This window comes from Roseobacter sp. CCS2 (assembly GCF_000169435.1).
GTDB lineage: Bacteria > Pseudomonadota > Alphaproteobacteria > Rhodobacterales > Rhodobacteraceae > Yoonia.
On record NZ_AAYB01000009.1, the window covers coordinates 13,801 to 30,341 of the forward strand.

At 56.2% G+C, this 16,541-nt stretch carries 16 protein-coding genes; 9 read left to right on the forward strand and 7 right to left on the reverse strand.

The features are described from left to right. The first annotated feature begins 35 nt into the window (after positions 1 to 35). Positions 36 to 1,040, forward strand: coding sequence for a GTP 3',8-cyclase MoaA (gene moaA, locus RCCS2_RS17065; protein ID WP_037294507.1), 1,005 nt, complete (start codon positions 36 to 38; stop codon positions 1,038 to 1,040). A 38-nt stretch (positions 1,041 to 1,078) separates the two neighbouring features. Here moaA and RCCS2_RS17070 read toward each other — a convergent pair whose 3' ends face one another. Next, on the reverse strand, positions 1,079 to 2,242 hold the full coding sequence (locus RCCS2_RS17070; RefSeq protein ID WP_008236609.1) for a M20 aminoacylase family protein: 1,164 nt from the start codon (positions 2,240 to 2,242) through the stop codon (positions 1,079 to 1,081). Positions 2,243 to 2,277: 35 nt separating this feature from the next. Continuing rightward, positions 2,278 to 3,438 (reverse strand): acetylornithine deacetylase, encoded by a 1,161-nt coding sequence (gene argE / locus RCCS2_RS17075; protein WP_037294485.1) that lies wholly within the window; start codon positions 3,436 to 3,438, stop codon positions 2,278 to 2,280. 217 nt (positions 3,439 to 3,655) lie between these two features. Between argE and RCCS2_RS17080 the strand changes: the two genes are divergently transcribed. The 6 genes from RCCS2_RS17080 (at position 3,656) to RCCS2_RS17105 (ending at position 9,859) form a co-directional block, all read left to right on the forward strand. Next, the gene (locus tag RCCS2_RS17080) at positions 3,656 to 4,660 is read left to right on the forward strand and encodes an ABC transporter ATP-binding protein (RefSeq protein WP_008236616.1); all 1,005 of its coding nucleotides are present in this window, start codon (positions 3,656 to 3,658) and stop codon (positions 4,658 to 4,660) included. Beyond that, on the forward strand, positions 4,653 to 5,660 hold the full coding sequence (locus tag RCCS2_RS17085) for an ABC transporter ATP-binding protein (RefSeq protein ID WP_008236618.1): 1,008 nt from the start codon (positions 4,653 to 4,655) through the stop codon (positions 5,658 to 5,660). Before RCCS2_RS17080 ends, RCCS2_RS17085 begins: the two co-directional genes overlap by 8 nt. Positions 5,661 to 5,721: 61 nt before the next feature. After that, positions 5,722 to 7,443 carry a peptide ABC transporter substrate-binding protein gene (locus RCCS2_RS17090; RefSeq protein WP_008236620.1) on the forward strand — a complete coding sequence of 574 codons (1,722 nt, stop codon included), beginning with the start codon at positions 5,722 to 5,724 and terminating at the stop codon, positions 7,441 to 7,443. A 102-nt stretch (positions 7,444 to 7,545) separates the two neighbouring features. Further along, entirely contained in the window at positions 7,546 to 8,553 is a 1,008-nt protein-coding gene (locus RCCS2_RS17095; RefSeq protein ID WP_008236622.1) for an ABC transporter permease, read from the forward strand. Beyond that, a complete protein-coding gene (locus RCCS2_RS17100) occupies positions 8,546 to 9,532 on the forward strand; it encodes an ABC transporter permease (RefSeq protein WP_008236624.1) in 987 nt (328 codons plus the stop codon). The genes RCCS2_RS17095 and RCCS2_RS17100 overlap by 8 nt, the downstream gene beginning before the upstream one ends. Before the next feature lie 81 nt (positions 9,533 to 9,613). Beyond that, positions 9,614 to 9,859, forward strand: coding sequence for a DUF1289 domain-containing protein (locus RCCS2_RS17105; RefSeq protein ID WP_037294487.1), 246 nt, complete (start codon positions 9,614 to 9,616; stop codon positions 9,857 to 9,859). 84 nt (positions 9,860 to 9,943) lie between these two features. Here RCCS2_RS17105 and RCCS2_RS17110 read toward each other — a convergent pair whose 3' ends face one another. The 3 genes from RCCS2_RS17110 to RCCS2_RS17120 all read right to left on the reverse strand — a co-directional run bounded on the left by RCCS2_RS17110 (position 9,944) and on the right by RCCS2_RS17120 (position 13,608). Beyond that, positions 9,944 to 11,461 (reverse strand): NAD(P)(+) transhydrogenase (Re/Si-specific) subunit beta, encoded by a 1,518-nt coding sequence (locus RCCS2_RS17110; RefSeq protein WP_008236628.1) that lies wholly within the window; start codon positions 11,459 to 11,461, stop codon positions 9,944 to 9,946. Positions 11,462 to 11,473: 12 nt separating this feature from the next. Next, on the reverse strand, positions 11,474 to 13,054 hold the full coding sequence (locus RCCS2_RS17115; RefSeq protein WP_008236629.1) for a Re/Si-specific NAD(P)(+) transhydrogenase subunit alpha: 1,581 nt from the start codon (positions 13,052 to 13,054) through the stop codon (positions 11,474 to 11,476). A 104-nt stretch (positions 13,055 to 13,158) separates the two neighbouring features. Further along, positions 13,159 to 13,608 (reverse strand): methyltransferase family protein, encoded by a 450-nt coding sequence (locus tag RCCS2_RS17120; protein WP_008236631.1) that lies wholly within the window; start codon positions 13,606 to 13,608, stop codon positions 13,159 to 13,161. A gap of 80 nt (positions 13,609 to 13,688) precedes the next feature. Here RCCS2_RS17120 and RCCS2_RS17125 point away from each other — a divergent pair, with 80 nt between their 5' ends. Both RCCS2_RS17125 and kynU read left to right on the forward strand, forming a co-directional pair. Then, positions 13,689 to 14,447, forward strand: a complete 759-nt coding sequence (locus tag RCCS2_RS17125) for an SDR family NAD(P)-dependent oxidoreductase (protein WP_037294489.1) — start codon at positions 13,689 to 13,691, stop codon at positions 14,445 to 14,447. Then, positions 14,447 to 15,640 carry a kynureninase gene (kynU, locus tag RCCS2_RS17130; RefSeq protein WP_008236642.1) on the forward strand — a complete coding sequence of 398 codons (1,194 nt, stop codon included), beginning with the start codon at positions 14,447 to 14,449 and terminating at the stop codon, positions 15,638 to 15,640. Before RCCS2_RS17125 ends, kynU begins: the two co-directional genes overlap by 1 nt. Here the strand turns inward: kynU and RCCS2_RS17135 are convergent. Both RCCS2_RS17135 and RCCS2_RS18740 read right to left on the reverse strand, forming a co-directional pair. Then, positions 15,637 to 16,203, reverse strand: coding sequence for a YihY/virulence factor BrkB family protein (locus RCCS2_RS17135; protein ID WP_008236644.1), 567 nt, complete (start codon positions 16,201 to 16,203; stop codon positions 15,637 to 15,639). The two genes, kynU and RCCS2_RS17135, sit on opposite strands and share 4 nt — an antisense overlap. A 60-nt stretch (positions 16,204 to 16,263) precedes the next feature. Then, positions 16,264 to 16,488, reverse strand: coding sequence for a hypothetical protein (locus RCCS2_RS18740; protein ID WP_232204299.1), 225 nt, complete (start codon positions 16,486 to 16,488; stop codon positions 16,264 to 16,266). Positions 16,489 to 16,541: the final 53 nt, after the last annotated feature.

The following is a 16,541-nucleotide window of genomic DNA, read 5'->3' on the forward strand; positions in this document are numbered from 1 at the left end:
TGCGCAGGGGCCTGCCCATGCATAGGCTGATCGCCATGACACAGCCATTGATTGACCCCTTTGCCCGCACCATCGATTACCTTCGGGTATCGGTCACAGATCGCTGCGATTTCCGTTGCGTTTATTGCATGTCCGAAAACATGACCTTCCTGCCCAAAAAAGAACTGCTGACGCTGGAAGAACTGGACCGCATGTGTTCGGCCTTTGTGCGCCTTGGTGTACGCAAGCTGCGGATCACAGGTGGGGAGCCTTTGGTGCGCCGGGATATCATGACCTTTTTTCGCAGCATGTCCCGCCATCTCGACAGTGGCGCGCTGCACGAACTGACGCTGACCACCAATGGCAGCCAGCTTGAAAAATATGCCGATGATTTGTTTGCTGCAGGTGTCCGCCGGGTGAACGTATCGCTGGATACGCTGGATGAGGCAAAGTTTGCCGACATCACCCGCTGGGGCCGCCTGCCCCAAGTGATGCGCGGGATTGACGCGGCACAAAAAGCGGGGCTGCGGGTCAAGATCAACAGCGTGGCGCTGAAAGGCTTTAACGAGGATGAGTTGGAGCAACTGACCGACTGGTGCGCGTCCCGCGACATGGATCTGACCTTTATTGAGGTCATGCCAATGGGTGATCTGGGCAATGAAGATCGGTTTGGCCAGTATTGGTCGCTGAAGGACCTGCGCGCGCGGCTGGCAGAACGATCAGCGCTTACGGATTTGCCTGAAAAAACAGGGGGGCCTGCGCGTTATGTGCGGGTGGAACGGACCGGTCAGAAGATCGGGTTTATCACCCCTCTCAGCCATAATTTTTGCGAAAGCTGCAATCGTGTGCGGATCACTTGCACGGGTGAAATCTACACGTGTCTGGGTCAGGAAGGTCATTCTGACCTGCGTGCGCCTTTGCGCGCATCAGAGGCAGATGTTGACCTGGAAAATGCGATCCGGGCCGCAATTGCGTTGAAACCCAAGGGGCATGATTTTGATTACTCACGCCAGCAGGTCGATGGGCAGGTCAGCCGACATATGTCGCACACGGGTGGATAGTGTAAGGTGGATCACGATCCACCTTACGTGAACCATACTTAGGCGGCTGGCATCCGCTGTTCCACAATTTCGGCCCACCACGAACAGCCCGCCGGGATCGCATCATCGTCGAAATTATAGGCCGGGTGATGCACAGATGCCGTATCCCCGTTACCGACCAGAATATAGGCACCCGGGCGTTCTTCGAGCATGAATGCAAAATCCTCGCCGCCCATCACAAGGGGGGCCTCTTCGCAATCACCTGATACCGATTTGGCGACCTCGGCCGCAAAGGCGGTCTGACGCTCGCTGTTGACCATAACCGGATAGCCGCGGGTATAGTTGACCTCTGCCGTCGCGCCAAAGGTGGTGGCTGTTCCTTGCACGATGTCCGCCAACCGTTTCTCGGCAAGGTCACGTGTTGCGGCTGACAATGTGCGCACCGTGCCGCGCAAATGCACGGTTTGCGGTATCACGTTATGTGCTTTCGATGATGTCTCAAAGCTTGTGACCGAAACAACCGCCTGTTCCACAGGGTCCACATTGCGCGACGCGATTGTCTGCAATGCGATCACGATATGACTTGCGACCACGGTGGTATCAATTGTCTCTTGCGGCTTGGCGGCATGGCCGCCTTTGCCTTCGATGGTGATCTCAAACTGGTCGGCTGCGGCAAAAAATGCGCCGGACCGAATAGCAAAACTGCCCACTGGTTTGCCGGGCCAGTTGTGCATGCCGTACACCTCTTGAATGCCCCAGCGGTCCATCATGCCGTCATCGCACATTTCCTTGCCACCGCCGCCACCTTCTTCGGCAGGCTGGAAGATGACCACGACAGTACCGTCAAAATTGCGCGTCTCGGACAGGTATTTCGCCGCCCCCAACAGCATCGCAGTGTGCCCATCATGCCCGCAGGCATGCATCGCACCATCAACCTTCGATTTATAGGGCACATCTGTCTGTTCGTGGATCGGCAGTGCATCCATATCGGCACGCAGTCCGATCACCTTGCCAGACGTGTCCGACTTGCCTTTGATAACACCCACAACGCCAGTGCGCCCGATGCCTGTAACAATCTCATCGCAGCCAAATTCCTTTAGCTTATCTGCGACCATAGCCGAGGTCCGATGCGTTTCGAACAGGATCTCGGGGTTCTCGTGCAAGTCTTGGCGCCACGCAGTAATTTCGGGCAGCAGTTCAGCAAAACGGTTTTTAACTGGCATTTGTGGTCTCCAATGAATGGTACGTTTAATGTGGTCTATTTTGCGAGCATGTCCACCAGTCGGCCGATAAATGCTTCGCCCTGTTTGAACTGATCGACAGTAATAAATTCGTTGGGTTGGTGTGCTTGGGCAATGTCACCGGGGCCGCAGATCACGGCAGAGTAGCCGCGTTCCCGAAATTGCCCCGCCTCCGTTCCATAGCTGACTACGTTGCTTGCGTTTTCGCCGGTCAGTTGGCGCACCATGGCCTCGGCCTTGCCATCTTGTTCCGGCACAAGACCCGGCACGTGGAAATATTGTTCCGCACTGATGCCTGCCTCGGGGCGCACCGCTTTCATCTCTGATTCCAATTCGGCCACCTTGGCCAGAAAACGGGCCTGCCAGGCACAGATATCATCACCAGGTACGATACGGAAATCGAACCCAAAGTGGCAGTCTTTGGCGGTAATGTTATGTGCAGTACCTCCGCTGATCGTACCAACGTGCAAGGTTGTGTAAGGTGGAAAGAAATCCGCCGCCAATGCGCTGGGGTCTTTTGCGGCATTTTCGGCATTCACCTCATTGGCCCAATTGATCAGCTTCGCGGCCATCATAATGGCGCTTACACCCGTTGGGGCAAGTGAGGAATGCACTTCAAACCCTTTAAAATGCATCTTGTAACCGATACCGCCCTTATGGCCGGTCACCACCTTCATCATCGAAGGTTCACCGACCAGAACCGTATCTGCCCGAGGCATACCCATGCTGACCATATGGTCGATCATTGGCGGCGCGCCCGTGCAGCCGACCTCTTCATCGTAGCTGAGTGCGATTTGCAGCGGGCGTTTGATACCTTGTTCCAGCGCAAGCGGCACGGCAGACAGCGCCAGCGCGTCAAACCCTTTCATATCGCAGGTCCCGCGGCCATAAAGCTTGCCCTGACGCTCGGTCACAGTGAAAGGATCGGTGTCCCAGGCCTGTCCATCAACAGGCACAACATCCGTGTGTCCTGACAAAACCACGCCGCCATCAACCTGCGGCCCTACATGCGCATAAAGCGCTGCCTTGGTGCCATCCTCATTTGGAACACGCGTCGATTTTACGCCAAAGCCGTCCAGATATTCCTCAACAAAATCAATCAATTCCAGATTGCTGTCGCGACTAACCGTGGGAAACCCCACAAGGCGGTCCATCAGTTCGCGGGCGGTGAGTGTCATATCTGTCCTTTCAAGATCAGCCGTTTTTGACAGATGTCGAAACGTTTTCTGCGCAAAACGAGGGCAAGTCCATTGTGGCCCGTCTAATGCCGGGCCGCAAACAGGTTTCGACTTGCGGGATCGAAATTTGATGATACCGTCAGCGCAGATGGCGATCGGCAAACATAATGCCGACGCATAAAAAGATAAGAATTCTGAACCACTTGGGAGGTTCAATATGCCCGATGGGGCGCTGCCTGTTCTGGATGTCCGGGACCTCAAAACTGTATTTCAAACGCGCGGTGGTGAAGTCCACGCCGTCAATGACGTGAGTTTTTCACTGAAGCCAGGCGAATTGCTGGGCGTGGTCGGTGAAAGCGGATCAGGTAAATCGGTGACGATGATGTCATTGCTGGGGTTGTTGCCGTCGCCACCTGCGGACATACGCAGTGGGACAGTGCAATTTGATGGCAAGGACCTGCTGAACGTCACACCCGAACAGTTGCGTTCGGTGCGCGGTGGCAAGATCGGCTTTGTGTTTCAGGACCCGATGACATCGCTCAACCCGGTCTATCAGGTGGGTTTCCAGATCATGGAACCGCTGCGCAAACATATGGGCATGAACAAGCGCCAAGCGGCCGCCCGTGCGCAAGAATTGCTGGAGCTGGTTGGTATTCCTGACGCCAAACAGCGGTTGGATGATTATCCGCACCAGTTTTCTGGCGGGATGCGTCAGCGCGTGATGATCGCGATTGCTTTGGCTTGCGACCCGCAGGTGTTAATCGCGGATGAACCGACAACGGCGCTTGATGTGACCATTCAGGCGCAAATCCTTGAGCTGATGAAAGACCTGCGTGATAAACTGGGGATGGCGGTGATCTGGATCACCCATGATCTTGGTGTGATCGCAGGTATCGCTGACCGGGTTATGGTCATGTATGGCGGACAAGTTGTTGAACATGCGCCGGTGCAAGCGTTGTTTGGCGATCCCCAACACCCCTACACCCGCGCCCTTCTTAAGACGATACCGTCCATCCAGGGAGAGCGCGCAGCGCGGCTGACGATTATCGAAGGGCAACCGCCGATTATGGCGGGCGCACCCACGTCGTGCCCGTTTCGGGACCGCTGCGATGTGGCGTTTGATCGCTGTGCGGTCGAAAACCCACCGCGCTATGATCTGGGCGATGGCCATGACGCGGCCTGCTTCTATAACGCCCGTACCGGGGGGCCGCGTGATGCTTGATAGCGGTAAGAAACCCCTTGTTTCGGTCAAAGACTTGAAAATGCACTTCCCGATCCACGCAGGTCTTTTGCGTCGCCGTGTGGGTGAAGTGAAGGCCGTTGATGGCGTCAGTTTTGATGTGTTCGATGGCGAAACACTGGGTCTGGTGGGCGAAAGCGGCTGTGGCAAGTCGACCTGCGGGCGTGCTGTTTTGCGCCTTTACGACATCACCTCTGGTTCAATCGAGATCGACAACCGTGAAATCGGAACCACACCGCAAACTGACCTGCGTGAAATGCGCCCCACCATGCAGATGGTGTTTCAGGACCCGCAAGCGTCATTGAACCCGCGCATGACCGTTGAGGATATCATCAAAGAACCGCTGGACGAGCATACGACAGGCACAGACGCCGAAAAACGCGAAAAAGTCGGCGAGTTGATGGATGCGGTTGGGTTGAACCGCAAATTTGCCAAACGCTATCCGCATGCGTTCTCTGGCGGTCAACGCCAGCGCATCGGGATTGCGCGCGCTTTGGCGCTGAACCCCAAATTTATCGTCTGTGACGAACCGATTGCAGCCTTGGACGTGTCTATTCAGGCGCAGGTCGTGAATCTGCTGGAAGACCTGCAAGAACAGTTCGGCCTGACGTATCTGTTTATCAGCCATGACCTGTCCATGGTGCGCCATATCGCAACGCGTGTGGCGGTGATGTATCTGGGCAAGATCGTAGAGCTGGCGCCGCGCGAGGGCCTTTATGCCGCACCGCTGCACCCCTACACCAAAGCGTTGCTTTCCGCGGTGCCAGAGCCGGACCCAAGTCTTGCGCGCACGACCGAACGGATCATCCTGAAAGGCGACGTGCCTTCCCCCTCAAACCCGCCTGAGGGCTGTAATTTCTGCACGCGCTGCCCGGCTGTGATGGACATCTGCAAGCGCGTGGAACCCGAATATCGTGAAGTACAACCGGGCCGGTTTACTGCCTGCCATCTGTACAACGGTACAAACGACACTGCCGGCTAAACGGCAGGTCCAGAGGCCCAAGAGCACACAACATGAAAAAGACCAACAAGGAGACAACAACATGAAACTCAAAACAGCCCTGATGGGCGCTGTTGCAACCGCGGCAATGGGCCAAATGGCCTATGCTGACGCCCACGAAGGCGAACGCGGCCGCGATGGTGAATTGCGCATCATCTATTGGCAAGCGCCATCTATCATGAACCCCTATCTGTCCGGTGGCACAAAGGAACTTGAGGCCGCGAGCCTGGTGATCGAACCACTTGCCCGCTACGACACCGAAGGCAATCTTGTCGCGTGGTTGGCCGAAGAAGTGCCGACTGTCGCAAACGGCGGCGTATCTGAAGACTTGAAATCCATTACCTGGGTTTTGAAGGAAGGCTTGTTGTGGTCGGATGGTACACCGGTCACATCCGAAGATGTCAAATTCTCTTGGGAATATTGTACTGCTGAAGGCGGCGGTTGTGCGCAAAGTGAAAAATACCTTGACGTCGAAAGTGTTGACACACCTGATGACCGCACTGTTGTTGTAAACTTTGGTGTTGAAAAGCCCTTCCCTTACGGCCCGTTTGTTGGTGCACAGGCGCCGATCATTCAGGCGGCACAGTTTGCAGATTGCCTTGGCCCGCGCGCGCCAGAGTGCACAGAGCAAAACTTTAACCCCATCGGCACTGGCCCGTTTGTCGTGACGGAATTCCGCACGAATGACGTGATCACGCTTGCGGCCAACGAAAACTATCGTGAAGAAGGCAAGCCAGCCTTTGCAACAGTCACATTCAAAGGTGGTGGCGATGCCGCAGCCGCTGGCCGTGCGGTGCACGAAACCGGTGAATATGACTATGCTTGGAACCTGCAATTGGCACCTGACGTCCTCAGCGGCATGGCCGAGGCCGGCCTTGGCGAAAATGTGGTGTCCTTTGGTACGTCTGTTGAACGTATTTTGATGAACATGACAGATGTTGACCCGGCGTTGGGCGACCAGCGCGGCGTGATCGGCAACCCACACCCGTTTCTGACAGACAAATCCGTGCGTCAGGCCATGTCTATGGCCATTGACCGCGCCCTACTGACAGAGATTGGCTATGGTGATTTTGGCCGCCTGACCTGCAACGTGCTTCCGGCACCTGAAATCTATAACTCAGACGCGAATGATGCCTGCCTAACGCAGGATATTGAAGGTGCCAATGCCGCGCTTGATGCGGCTGGCTGGGCAATGGGTGGTGACGGTGTGCGCGAAAAAGACGGCGTGCGTCTTTCCGTGCTGTTCCAAACCTCGACCAATGCTGTGCGTCAGGACTATCAGGCGCTGATCAAAGAGTGGTGGGAAGAAATCGGGATTGAGACCGAGTTGCGCAACATTGATGCGTCGGTCTTCTTTGGTTCTGATCCGGGATCACCGGATACATTCCAAAAGTTCTTTGCCGATGTCGAAATGTTCACCAACAACTTCGATGGCACAGACCCCGAAGCCTATATGGCAGGCTGGACCTGTGATCAGGCACCCCAACCTGAGAACCAGTGGCAAGGCAATAACATGCCGCGTTTTTGTTCCGAGGAATACGATGCGCTGCGTGCTGAAATGGCCGGAACAGGCGATATCAACGAACGGGCCCGTCTTGCGAAGGCGATGAACGATATTCTGATGCAAGAATATATCATCCTGCCGCTGACACACCGTGGCCGGAACTCTGCCCATGCCAAAACACTGGGCGGCGTTGAAATGAACGTTTGGGACAGTGAGCTGTGGAATGCGGCTGACTGGTACCGGATTGGCGACAACCGCTAAAGGTGAGTGTCGGGGGGAAACCCCGACCTGCAAAATCTGTAAGGCGGGGATTTCCCCGCCTTACCACACTTCTCGCAAAACCATAAACTAAGGCGCCCCCTCATGCTCAACTACACGATCCGTAGATTGGTCCTGTCGATCCCGACGCTTTTGTTTATTGCTTTTGTTATATTCATGTTGTTGGAACTCGCCCCCGGCGATCCAATGGCCAGCATGCCGCTGACAATTCCGCCCGAAGTGCGCGAGCAAATGCGCGAGGCGCTGGGCTTGGGTGAACCTTGGTGGGTGCGTTTCCCGCTTTGGCTGAAACAATTCTTCATTGTCGAACCACAGTATTGGATCGACGGGGCCTTTGGCACCAACTTTGCCGATGGCGCGCAGCGCATCATCAGCTTTCAATCCCGCAGCCCGGTGTTTGACACCATCGCAGAGCGGATGCCACAGACCCTTTGGGTGGTTGGTATGTCCTATGTCGTGGGCGTTGCCATTGCCCTGCCCATCGGGATTATCAGTGCGTACAAGCAGTATTCCGTCTTTGATCAGGCAGGTACGTTCATCAGCATGATCGGCTTTTCCGTCCCGCCTTTCTTTTCAGGCGTGCTGGTTATCGTGATATTCTCGGTGCAACTGGGTTGGTTGCCGTCGATCTATGATACCACCCACGAAGTTGTTGATTGGCAAACATTCAAGTTCCAACTGCAGCAGATGATCATGCCGGTCATGGTGCTGGCCCTGCAAACGACGGCACAGGTTAGCCGCTATATGCGTGCCTCGATGCTCGACAACCTTGGACAAGACTATGTCCGCACAGCGCGGGCCAAAGGCATGTCGGAAAGTGTCGTGGTCATGCGCCACGTGCTGCGCAACTCCATGATCCCCGTTGTGACTGTGATCGCGCTTGGTATTCCGTCGATCTTTGGCGGTGCGATCATCACCGAGCAGGTGTTCAAGGTGAACGGCCTTGGCCAGTTGCTGATTATCGCGCTGCAAGGCTCTGACATTCCGATGGTCATGACGATCACCTTCCTGTTGGCTGTCCTGATCGTGATGATGAACCTGATCGCCGATATCCTTTACGGCGTCCTTGATCCGAGGATCCGCTATGACTGATATCTCAGCCCAGGTGCAGCCTGTCGATCAGATCGACCCCAACGCGCCGTTCGAACCCGAAGAAAAAGCCCGCAACCAATGGTGGGACGTCTGGGATCAGTTTCGGTCGCATAAAGGTGCGATGGCCGGGCTGATTTTTCTGATCTTTATTACCGTATTCTGCGCTTTTGGGCCGCTTGTCTGGGATGTGGACCCCGGCAAGCTGGATATCCGCAACAAGGACGTCCGCCCGATCTATGTGGCCATATGGGATGGGGACGCCAAGACAAGCTGGGCGCGCCCGATGGGCACAGACCATCTGGGCCGCGATATCATGGCCAATATCATGCAAGGCGGGCGGATATCGTTGGCCGTGGGCTGGACCGCGATGATCCTGGCCATTTTGATTGGTACGTTTGTGGGTGTCCTTTCGGGCTACTTTAAGCGGTTGGACTGGGGGTTGATGCGCTTTACCGATCTGGTGCTTTCGCTGCCGATCCTACCGCTGTTGCTGGTCATGATGCTGCTGTTTCGCGATCCGCTGCGCGCCGCCTTCGGACCCGAGACGGGCATATTCATCCTGATTGTTACGGGCATTGGGATCACATCCTGGATGCAAACGGCGCGTATTGTGCGTGGCGATGTCATGGCGTTGAAAGAGCGTGAATTCGTGCTTGCCGCCCGGTCCATCGGCACCCCACCGCGCCGGATGATCACACGGCATATTCTGCCGAATGTGCTGTCACCCATCATGGTGTCAGCCACCTTGGGTCTGGCCACGGCGATTATCACCGAAAGCGCGCTGTCGTTCCTTGGCCTTGGTTTCCCGTCTGACTTTCCCACATGGGGCAAGATCCTGTTTGACAGCGTGGACCGGATGACAGCATTCCCCGAACGTGTGCTGTGGCCCGGTCTGGCAATTTCGCTGACTGTATTGGCAGTGAACTACATCGGTGACGGTCTGCGCGATGCGCTTGATCCGCGGATCAGAGGGCTTTAGCGGACCTGCGGCAACTTAGCTCTTGTTTATTCCGAGTAAAATTATCAGATAAGGTGCGATCTATCCTAAGCGAGTGCCCTGATGAGCAAGACACCATCGCCCTGCATTGACGTTTGTAAGTACAAACGCGAAGGCCACTGTATCGGCTGCGCGATGACCAAGGCGCAGAAGTCGCTTTATAAATCGCTGAAGAAGCCCGCGCATAAGGCTGCTTTCGTGAATATGCTGATGGCCCAGCAGGCCCAGCTTGGGAAGTACAAGCATTGGCGCAAAGCCTATGCAAAGAAATGCGCCAAGAAGGGCGCCGACCTTCCGGTCGGTTTTTAAAGAACAAACAAAAAGGGCGACCCTTTCTAGGATCGTCCGTCTTGGTCTGATGTAAGGTGGATCATGATCCACCTTACCTGATCATCAGTCGATCTTTGGCAGCAGCGCATCCAGTGATGCTTTCGCATCGCCATAGAACATCCGTGTGTTGTCCTTAAAGAACAGCGGGTTCTCGATACCGGAGTACCCGGTCCCCTGCCCGCGCTTGGACACGAACACCTGTTTGGCTTTCCAGCATTCCAGCACAGGCATCCCGGCAATCGGGCTGTTCGGATCATCCTGTGCGGCCGGGTTCACGATGTCATTGGACCCGATGACGATAGCGACATCCGTATCCGGGAAATCCTCGTTGATCTCGTCCATCTCCATCACGATGTCATAGGGCACCTTCGCTTCGGCCAAGAGCACGTTCATATGCCCTGGCAGACGCCCCGCAACAGGGTGGATCGCAAAGCGCACGTTCTTGCCTTTGGCCCGCAGTTTCTTGACCAACTCACTCACCGCGTTCTGCGCCTGCGCCACAGCCATACCGTAACCCGGAATAATGATGACGCTATCAGCCTCATTCAACGCCGTGGCCACGCCATCGGCATCAATTGCGACCTGCTCACCTTCCACGGCCATCTGCTCACCCGCTGGGCCGCCGAAACCGCCCAAGATCACAGACACAAAGGACCGGTTCATCGCCTTGCACATGATGTAGGACAGGATCGCACCGGACGAGCCAACAAGCGCACCTACAACGATCAACAAATCATTGCCAAGGCTGAAACCAATCGCCGCCGCCGCCCAGCCGGAATAGCTGTTCAGCATGGACACAACGACAGGCATATCCGCGCCACCGATGCCCATGATCAGGTGATAGCCAATGAAGAGACCAGCCAGAGTCAGCAGAACCAGTGCCCAAGACCCGCTGCCGCCCATATACATGATCAGCAAGATAACCGAGAGCGCCGCAGCACCCGCGTTCAAGAAGTGACCACCCGGCAGTTTGTTGGCGCCAGTATCAACCTTGAATGGCAGCTTGGACGAATTACCCGCCAGCTTGGCATAGGCGATGACAGACCCGGTAAAGGTGACCGCACCAATCCAGATACCCAGCACCAATTCGACGCGCAAAATGCTGATCTCAACACTGGATTTCTTGGCGATCAACTGACCAAAGGCGCTAAGGCCGTCGTAAGCCTCTTTCGGCAAGCCGATGGCTGTAATGCCATCGGACCCGACAGTACCCAGCACTTGGCCGTTGGCCTCATAAAGTGCCGCCATGTTGTTGATCATAATATCGGCGTTAAAACCCACGAACACCGCAGCCAGACCCACCATGGAGTGCATAATCGCCACAAGCTCTGGCATCTGTGTCATCTCAACCTTGGTGGCCAGTTGGTAACCAACCACACCGCCCAGACCGATCAGGATCACGGAAAGCAGTCCCAAACCGGCCCCCGGCCCCACAAGCGTTGCAAAGACGGCCAAGGCCATACCTGCGATGCCGTACCAGACGGCACGCTTTGCGCTTTCTTGGCCTGACAAGCCGCCCAGCGACAAGATGAAAAGTACACCTGCGACCACATAGGCCGCGATTGTAAATGCGTTATCCATTGCCCTGCCCCTTTAAGACTTTTGGAACATGGCGAGCATGCGCCGTGTCACGAGGAAGCCACCGAAAATATTTACGGCCGCCATAAAGATACCCAATGCCGCCAAAATCGTGATCAACACGCTGGTTGATCCGATCTGTATAAGCGCACCCAGAATGATGATCGACGAAATCGCGTTGGTCACAGCCATCAACGGTGTGTGCAGCGAATGTGCCACGTTCCAGATCACTTGGAAGCCGATAAAGACTGATAGCACAAACACGATAAAGTGCTGCATAAAGCTGGCAGGCATGCCTGGGATCAAACCGACCCCAAGGATCAGGGCCGCACCAATGGCCAGAAGACCCACTTGCGTCTTGGTTTCCTTCTGGAACGCGGCCACTTCCTGCGCGCGTTTTTCTTCTGCGGTCAGTTCCTTTGGCTTGTCTTTCTTGGGTGCCGCCGCAATCGCGGCCACTTTGGGGGGTGGCGGCGGGAATGTAATCTCGCCCTCATGCGTCGCGGTCGCGCCACGGATGACGTCGTCTTCCATGTTGTGGTGTGGCGTGCCGTCTTTTTCAGGGGTCAGATCCGTCATCATGTGACGGATGTTTGTGGCATAAAGCGTCGAAGACTGCGCAGCCATCCGGCTTGGGAAATCGGTGTAGCCGACGATGGTCACGCCGTTATCGGTGACGATCTTTTCGTCCATCACGGTCAGTTTGCAGTTGCCGCCGCGTTCCGCTGCGAGGTCGATGATGACCGAACCAGGCTTCATGCTTTCAACCATGTCTTTGGTCCAAAGCTCTGGCGCGTCACGGCCCGGGATCAAGGCTGTCGTAATGACAATGTCGATGTCAGGGGCAATTTCGCGGAATTTGGCCAATTGTGCAGCGGCAAACTCGGGCGAAGACACAGCGGCGTAGCCACCTGTCGCTGATCCGTCCTGCTGTTCTTCTTCGAAATCAAGGAAGACAAACTCGGCACCCATCGATTCAACCTGTTCGGCCACTTCGGGGCGCACGTCAAAGGCGTATGTAATCGCACCGAGCGACATCGCCGTGCCAATCGCGGCCAAACCGGCCACACCAGCACCGACAACAAGGACTTTGGCAGGGGGCACTTTACCGGCGGCTGTGACCTGACCGGTAAAGAAGCGGCCAAAGTTATTACCCGCCTCGATCACAGCGCGGTAGCCTGCGATATTCGCCATGGAAGATAGCGCATCCATCTTTTGCGCACGTGAAATCCGCGGCACCATATCCATGGCGATGACGGTCGCACCTTTGCCGTTGGCGGCTTCCATCAATTCTTTGTTCTGTGCAGGATAGAAGAAAGAGATCAGGGTTTGCCCTTCGCGCAGACGCTTGATTTCGGCATCTGATGGGGGCCGTACTTTGGCGACGATATCAGCCGCTTTGTAAAGGGCGGCCGCCGTCTTGACGACCTCGACACCGGCATCCTTGTACGATTTATCAGAAAACCCAGCACCATCACCGGCGCCTGTTTCAATCACGCAATCATAGCCAAGCTTTTGCAAATCCTTGGCAGAGGCGGGCGTCATCGCGACCCGGTCTTCGCCTTCAAATATCTCTTTTGGTGTACCGATTTTCACGGACCATCCCCCATATCTGTTGTCGCAGTCAGTTTGGACTATAGCGCGAAAGAATATTTCGCAAGGGATTGGCGGCTATGACATTTCATATCATGCGCTAACAGTCACAGCCAACGGCGCGTCTTTTGGCAATAGCGGGCGAAATCGGCGCGAAACTTGACCCGTAGCCGGTTTTCTTCGGGGATGATAAAGCGCTGGGTGATGGTGAACATGAAAAGCGGGACCAGCAGCAATGCAATTGGGGCTTCCCAGCGTAGTGCGAGCCCCGCAAGGATCAGTGCATCGCCCAGATAGATCGGGTTGCGACTGCGTTTGAATATGCCAGAGGATACCAACCGATCCGCTTCCATATGCGGTATGATCGTGGTGCGCTGTTTGCGCATCTCTGCCGCGGCCAGCAAGATTAGAACGATCCCACCGCCCACCAAAAGCCCGCCCAGCAGTTCCGTGATTGGTCCGCCGATGGCCCATGCCATGGGCTGTAGTTCCGCAATCCCCCATGTCAGCACAAGGGCCAGCAGCAGCCAAACGGGCGGTATGTCTATCCATTTCATGGCGCATCTTGTGCCGGAGCGCTTTGCCCTTGTCCATGCCCAGCGACCCGTTAGGGTTTGTCCTAACGAAAGGACATATCATGGAACACACAGGCAAACACGCATTGGTCACAGGCGGCGGCACGGGCATCGGTGCGGGGATTGCGGTGGCATTGGCAAAGGCCGGGGCGGAGGTGACGATCACCGGTCGCCGTGCGGATAAGCTTGAGGAGGTCGCGGCATCCTCTGACCGTTTGCATGCGCTGGTGATGGATGTGGATGATGAGGGGTCGGTGCGTGACGGGGTCGCCGCCGCGGCCAAGGCGCGCGGGCCGATCCAGATTTGCATCGCCAACGCAGGGATCGCCGAAGGTGGCCCGTTTGAGAAAACAACGCTGGCGCAATGGCGCAAGACGATGGTGACAAACCTTGATGGTGTGTTCCTGACATTTCAGGCGGCCATGGCCACGCTAGAGGACGCGACCCCGGCCCGCATGATTGTCGTCAGTTCCATTGCCGGGGTGCGCGGGCTGAAAAATGCCATCCCCTATACGGTCACCAAACATGGCGTCATCGGCCTGATCCGCGGCCTGTCCGAGGAATACATGCGCCGCCCCATCACCTTTAACGCGCTTTGTCCCGGCTATGTGGATACGGATATCGTGCGTAACCAAATCCCCGGTCTGATGAAACGCTTTGACGTGGACGAACAGGGCGCGATTGATGCGATTGCCAAAGGCAACCGGCATCGCAAACTGTTGGAGGTGGACGAGACGACTGCGGCGGCGATGTGGCTTTGTTCGGAAGGGGCGCGCAGTGTGAATGGGCAGACAATCCAGATTTCCGGGGGCCAAGTCTGATGACAAACTTTGCGGCCACCAAGGACCTGTTTCATCTGCCTGAAGGCATGATCTATCTTGATGGTAATTCTTTGGGTCCTTTGCCCAAAGCGACCGAAGCGCGCGTCGCCCGCACGATCACCGCTGAATGGGGTGAAAAAGTGATTACGGGCTGGAACCGTGCAGGCTGGATGGCGCAACCGACCGCACTGGGTGACCGCATCGGGCGGCTGATTAGGGCTGAACCGGGCCATGTTGTGTTGGGCGATACACTGTCCATCAAGGTCTATCAGGCGCTGGCGGCGGCCATTGATCTGGTGCCGGATCGTAAGGTGATCCTGACCGATAGCGGCAATTTCCCGTCGGATATTTATATGGCCGAAGGGTTGATCAAATCGCTGGGGCGCGGGCATGAATTGCGCGTGGTCGCCCCCGAGGATGTAGAAAACCATATCAACGATGATCTGGCGGTCCTGATGCTGACACAGGTAGATTATCGCACCGGGCGTTTGCACGACATGAAGGCGCTGACGGCGCAGGCGCAGGCGGTTGGCGCGGTCACCTGTTGGGATCTGGCGCATACTGCCGGGGCAATGGCGGTTGATCTGCAAGGCTGCAACGCAGATTTCGCGGTGGGCTGTACGTATAAATACCTTAACGCGGGGCCCGGTGCGCCAGCGTTCATCTATGTTTCACCGCGCCATATCGACAACTGCCAACCTGCCTTGTCAGGATGGCTGGGACATGCAGCGCCTTTCGCATTCGACCTTGACTATCGGCCCGGGACGGGGATTGAGCGGATGCGCGTTGGCACGCCGTCAGTTTTGCAAATGGCGGCACTCGATGCGTCGCTTGATATCTGGGACACCGTCGATATGGACACATTGCGCGCTGCTTCTATCGCGTTGACCGAACAGTTTATCGCTGGCATCGAAGCCGCTTGCCCGCACCTGACCCTCGCAAGCCCACGCAATCCACAGCAACGCGGCAGTCAGGTGTCTTTTGCGTTTGCGGATGGCTATGCCGCAATGCAGGCTTGTATCGCGCGCAATGTGGTTGGCGATTTCCGTGCGCCCAATATCATGCGCTTTGGGTTTTGTCCCCTGTTCATTGATGCAGGCGACGTGGATGTCGCCATTGATGTGATTGCCGATGTGATGGGTCAAAGGCTGTGGGATGATCCCACTTACAAACAGGTCGCGCGGGTAACTTAGATGAATGTCGTGTCTTCGGCTTCGGGTGGGGTTTCATAGCCATGCACCTCAACGTTCAGCGCGGCCCCCAGCAATATCAGATACGCGCTGACATAAAGCCACAGCAGCAAACCGATGACCGCACCAATAGACCCGTAAACCTCGTTATAGCTGGCGAAATTCGTCAGGTAATATGATAAGCCAGCCGAGGCCGCGACCCATAGCACCACGACAGCAAAGGCCCCTACGGTGATCCACCGCCCCCTGCTGCCGATGCGTGCAGGACCAAAGCGATACAGCAGGCTAAGGCCGGTCATCAGGACACCCAAGGCAACCAGCCAACGGATGCCTTCCAACAACCAAGCAGTTGAATTGGCAACCGGAATGAAAGCCAAACCAATCGGCACGATCACAACAACGGTCAACGCGACAATCGCCAGACTGACCAAAGCCACCGTCAGCATCAACGCCACGGCCATCTGCCAGATCCCGTTACGCATCCGCTGCCCGGCAATTGCATTTAGCCCACCGATAAGGGCCCCAACCCCGGCCCGACAAGACCACAGCGCCAGCGCGATTGACACACCCGTCGCCCACCCAGCGCATCAGCCGGTGCCGCGACAAGCGAAAGACTTGGCTCGCGATCAGATTGTAGGCATCGGGGGGATATATCTTCCATCAAGGCACTGCTCGGCGATAACAACGGGATCAGCGATCAACCCAAAGATCGCAATAACCGCCGCAATGCCCGGAAAAATCCCGAACATGCCAAAGAACGCGACACCAGCCGCGATCAGGCCAAGGTGCTTTTCCCCCGCAGTTGTCCATACCGCGACCAAGACACGCCAAACCTTTAGAATTGTCGCCACGCTTTTGACCGCCCACCATTTTTCCGCTTTCTGCGGTTTAACCTAGGGCAAAG

Excerpts from the sequence above, each read along its gene's own strand:
- RCCS2_RS17095 (WP_008236622.1), top strand. The coding sequence starts at position 7,546 with ATGCTCAACTACACGATCCGTAGATTGGTCCTGTCGATCCCGACGCTT.
- RCCS2_RS17070 (WP_008236609.1), bottom strand. The coding sequence starts at position 2,242 with ATGCCAGTTAAAAACCGTTTTGCTGAACTGCTGCCCGAAATTACTGCG.
- RCCS2_RS17080 (WP_008236616.1), top strand. The coding sequence starts at position 3,656 with ATGCCCGATGGGGCGCTGCCTGTTCTGGATGTCCGGGACCTCAAAACT.
- RCCS2_RS17090 (WP_008236620.1), top strand. The coding sequence starts at position 5,722 with ATGAAACTCAAAACAGCCCTGATGGGCGCTGTTGCAACCGCGGCAATG.
- RCCS2_RS17085 (WP_008236618.1), top strand. The coding sequence starts at position 4,653 with ATGCTTGATAGCGGTAAGAAACCCCTTGTTTCGGTCAAAGACTTGAAA.
- RCCS2_RS17125 (WP_037294489.1), top strand. The coding sequence starts at position 13,689 with ATGGAACACACAGGCAAACACGCATTGGTCACAGGCGGCGGCACGGGC.
- RCCS2_RS17120 (WP_008236631.1), bottom strand. The coding sequence starts at position 13,608 with ATGAAATGGATAGACATACCGCCCGTTTGGCTGCTGCTGGCCCTTGTG.
- moaA (WP_037294507.1), top strand. The coding sequence starts at position 36 with ATGACACAGCCATTGATTGACCCCTTTGCCCGCACCATCGATTACCTT.
- RCCS2_RS17100 (WP_008236624.1), top strand. The coding sequence starts at position 8,546 with ATGACTGATATCTCAGCCCAGGTGCAGCCTGTCGATCAGATCGACCCC.
- RCCS2_RS17110 (WP_008236628.1), bottom strand. The coding sequence starts at position 11,461 with ATGGATAACGCATTTACAATCGCGGCCTATGTGGTCGCAGGTGTACTT.
- argE (WP_037294485.1), bottom strand. The coding sequence starts at position 3,438 with ATGACACTCACCGCCCGCGAACTGATGGACCGCCTTGTGGGGTTTCCC.
- kynU (WP_008236642.1), top strand. The coding sequence starts at position 14,447 with ATGACAAACTTTGCGGCCACCAAGGACCTGTTTCATCTGCCTGAAGGC.
- RCCS2_RS17105 (WP_037294487.1), top strand. The coding sequence starts at position 9,614 with ATGAGCAAGACACCATCGCCCTGCATTGACGTTTGTAAGTACAAACGC.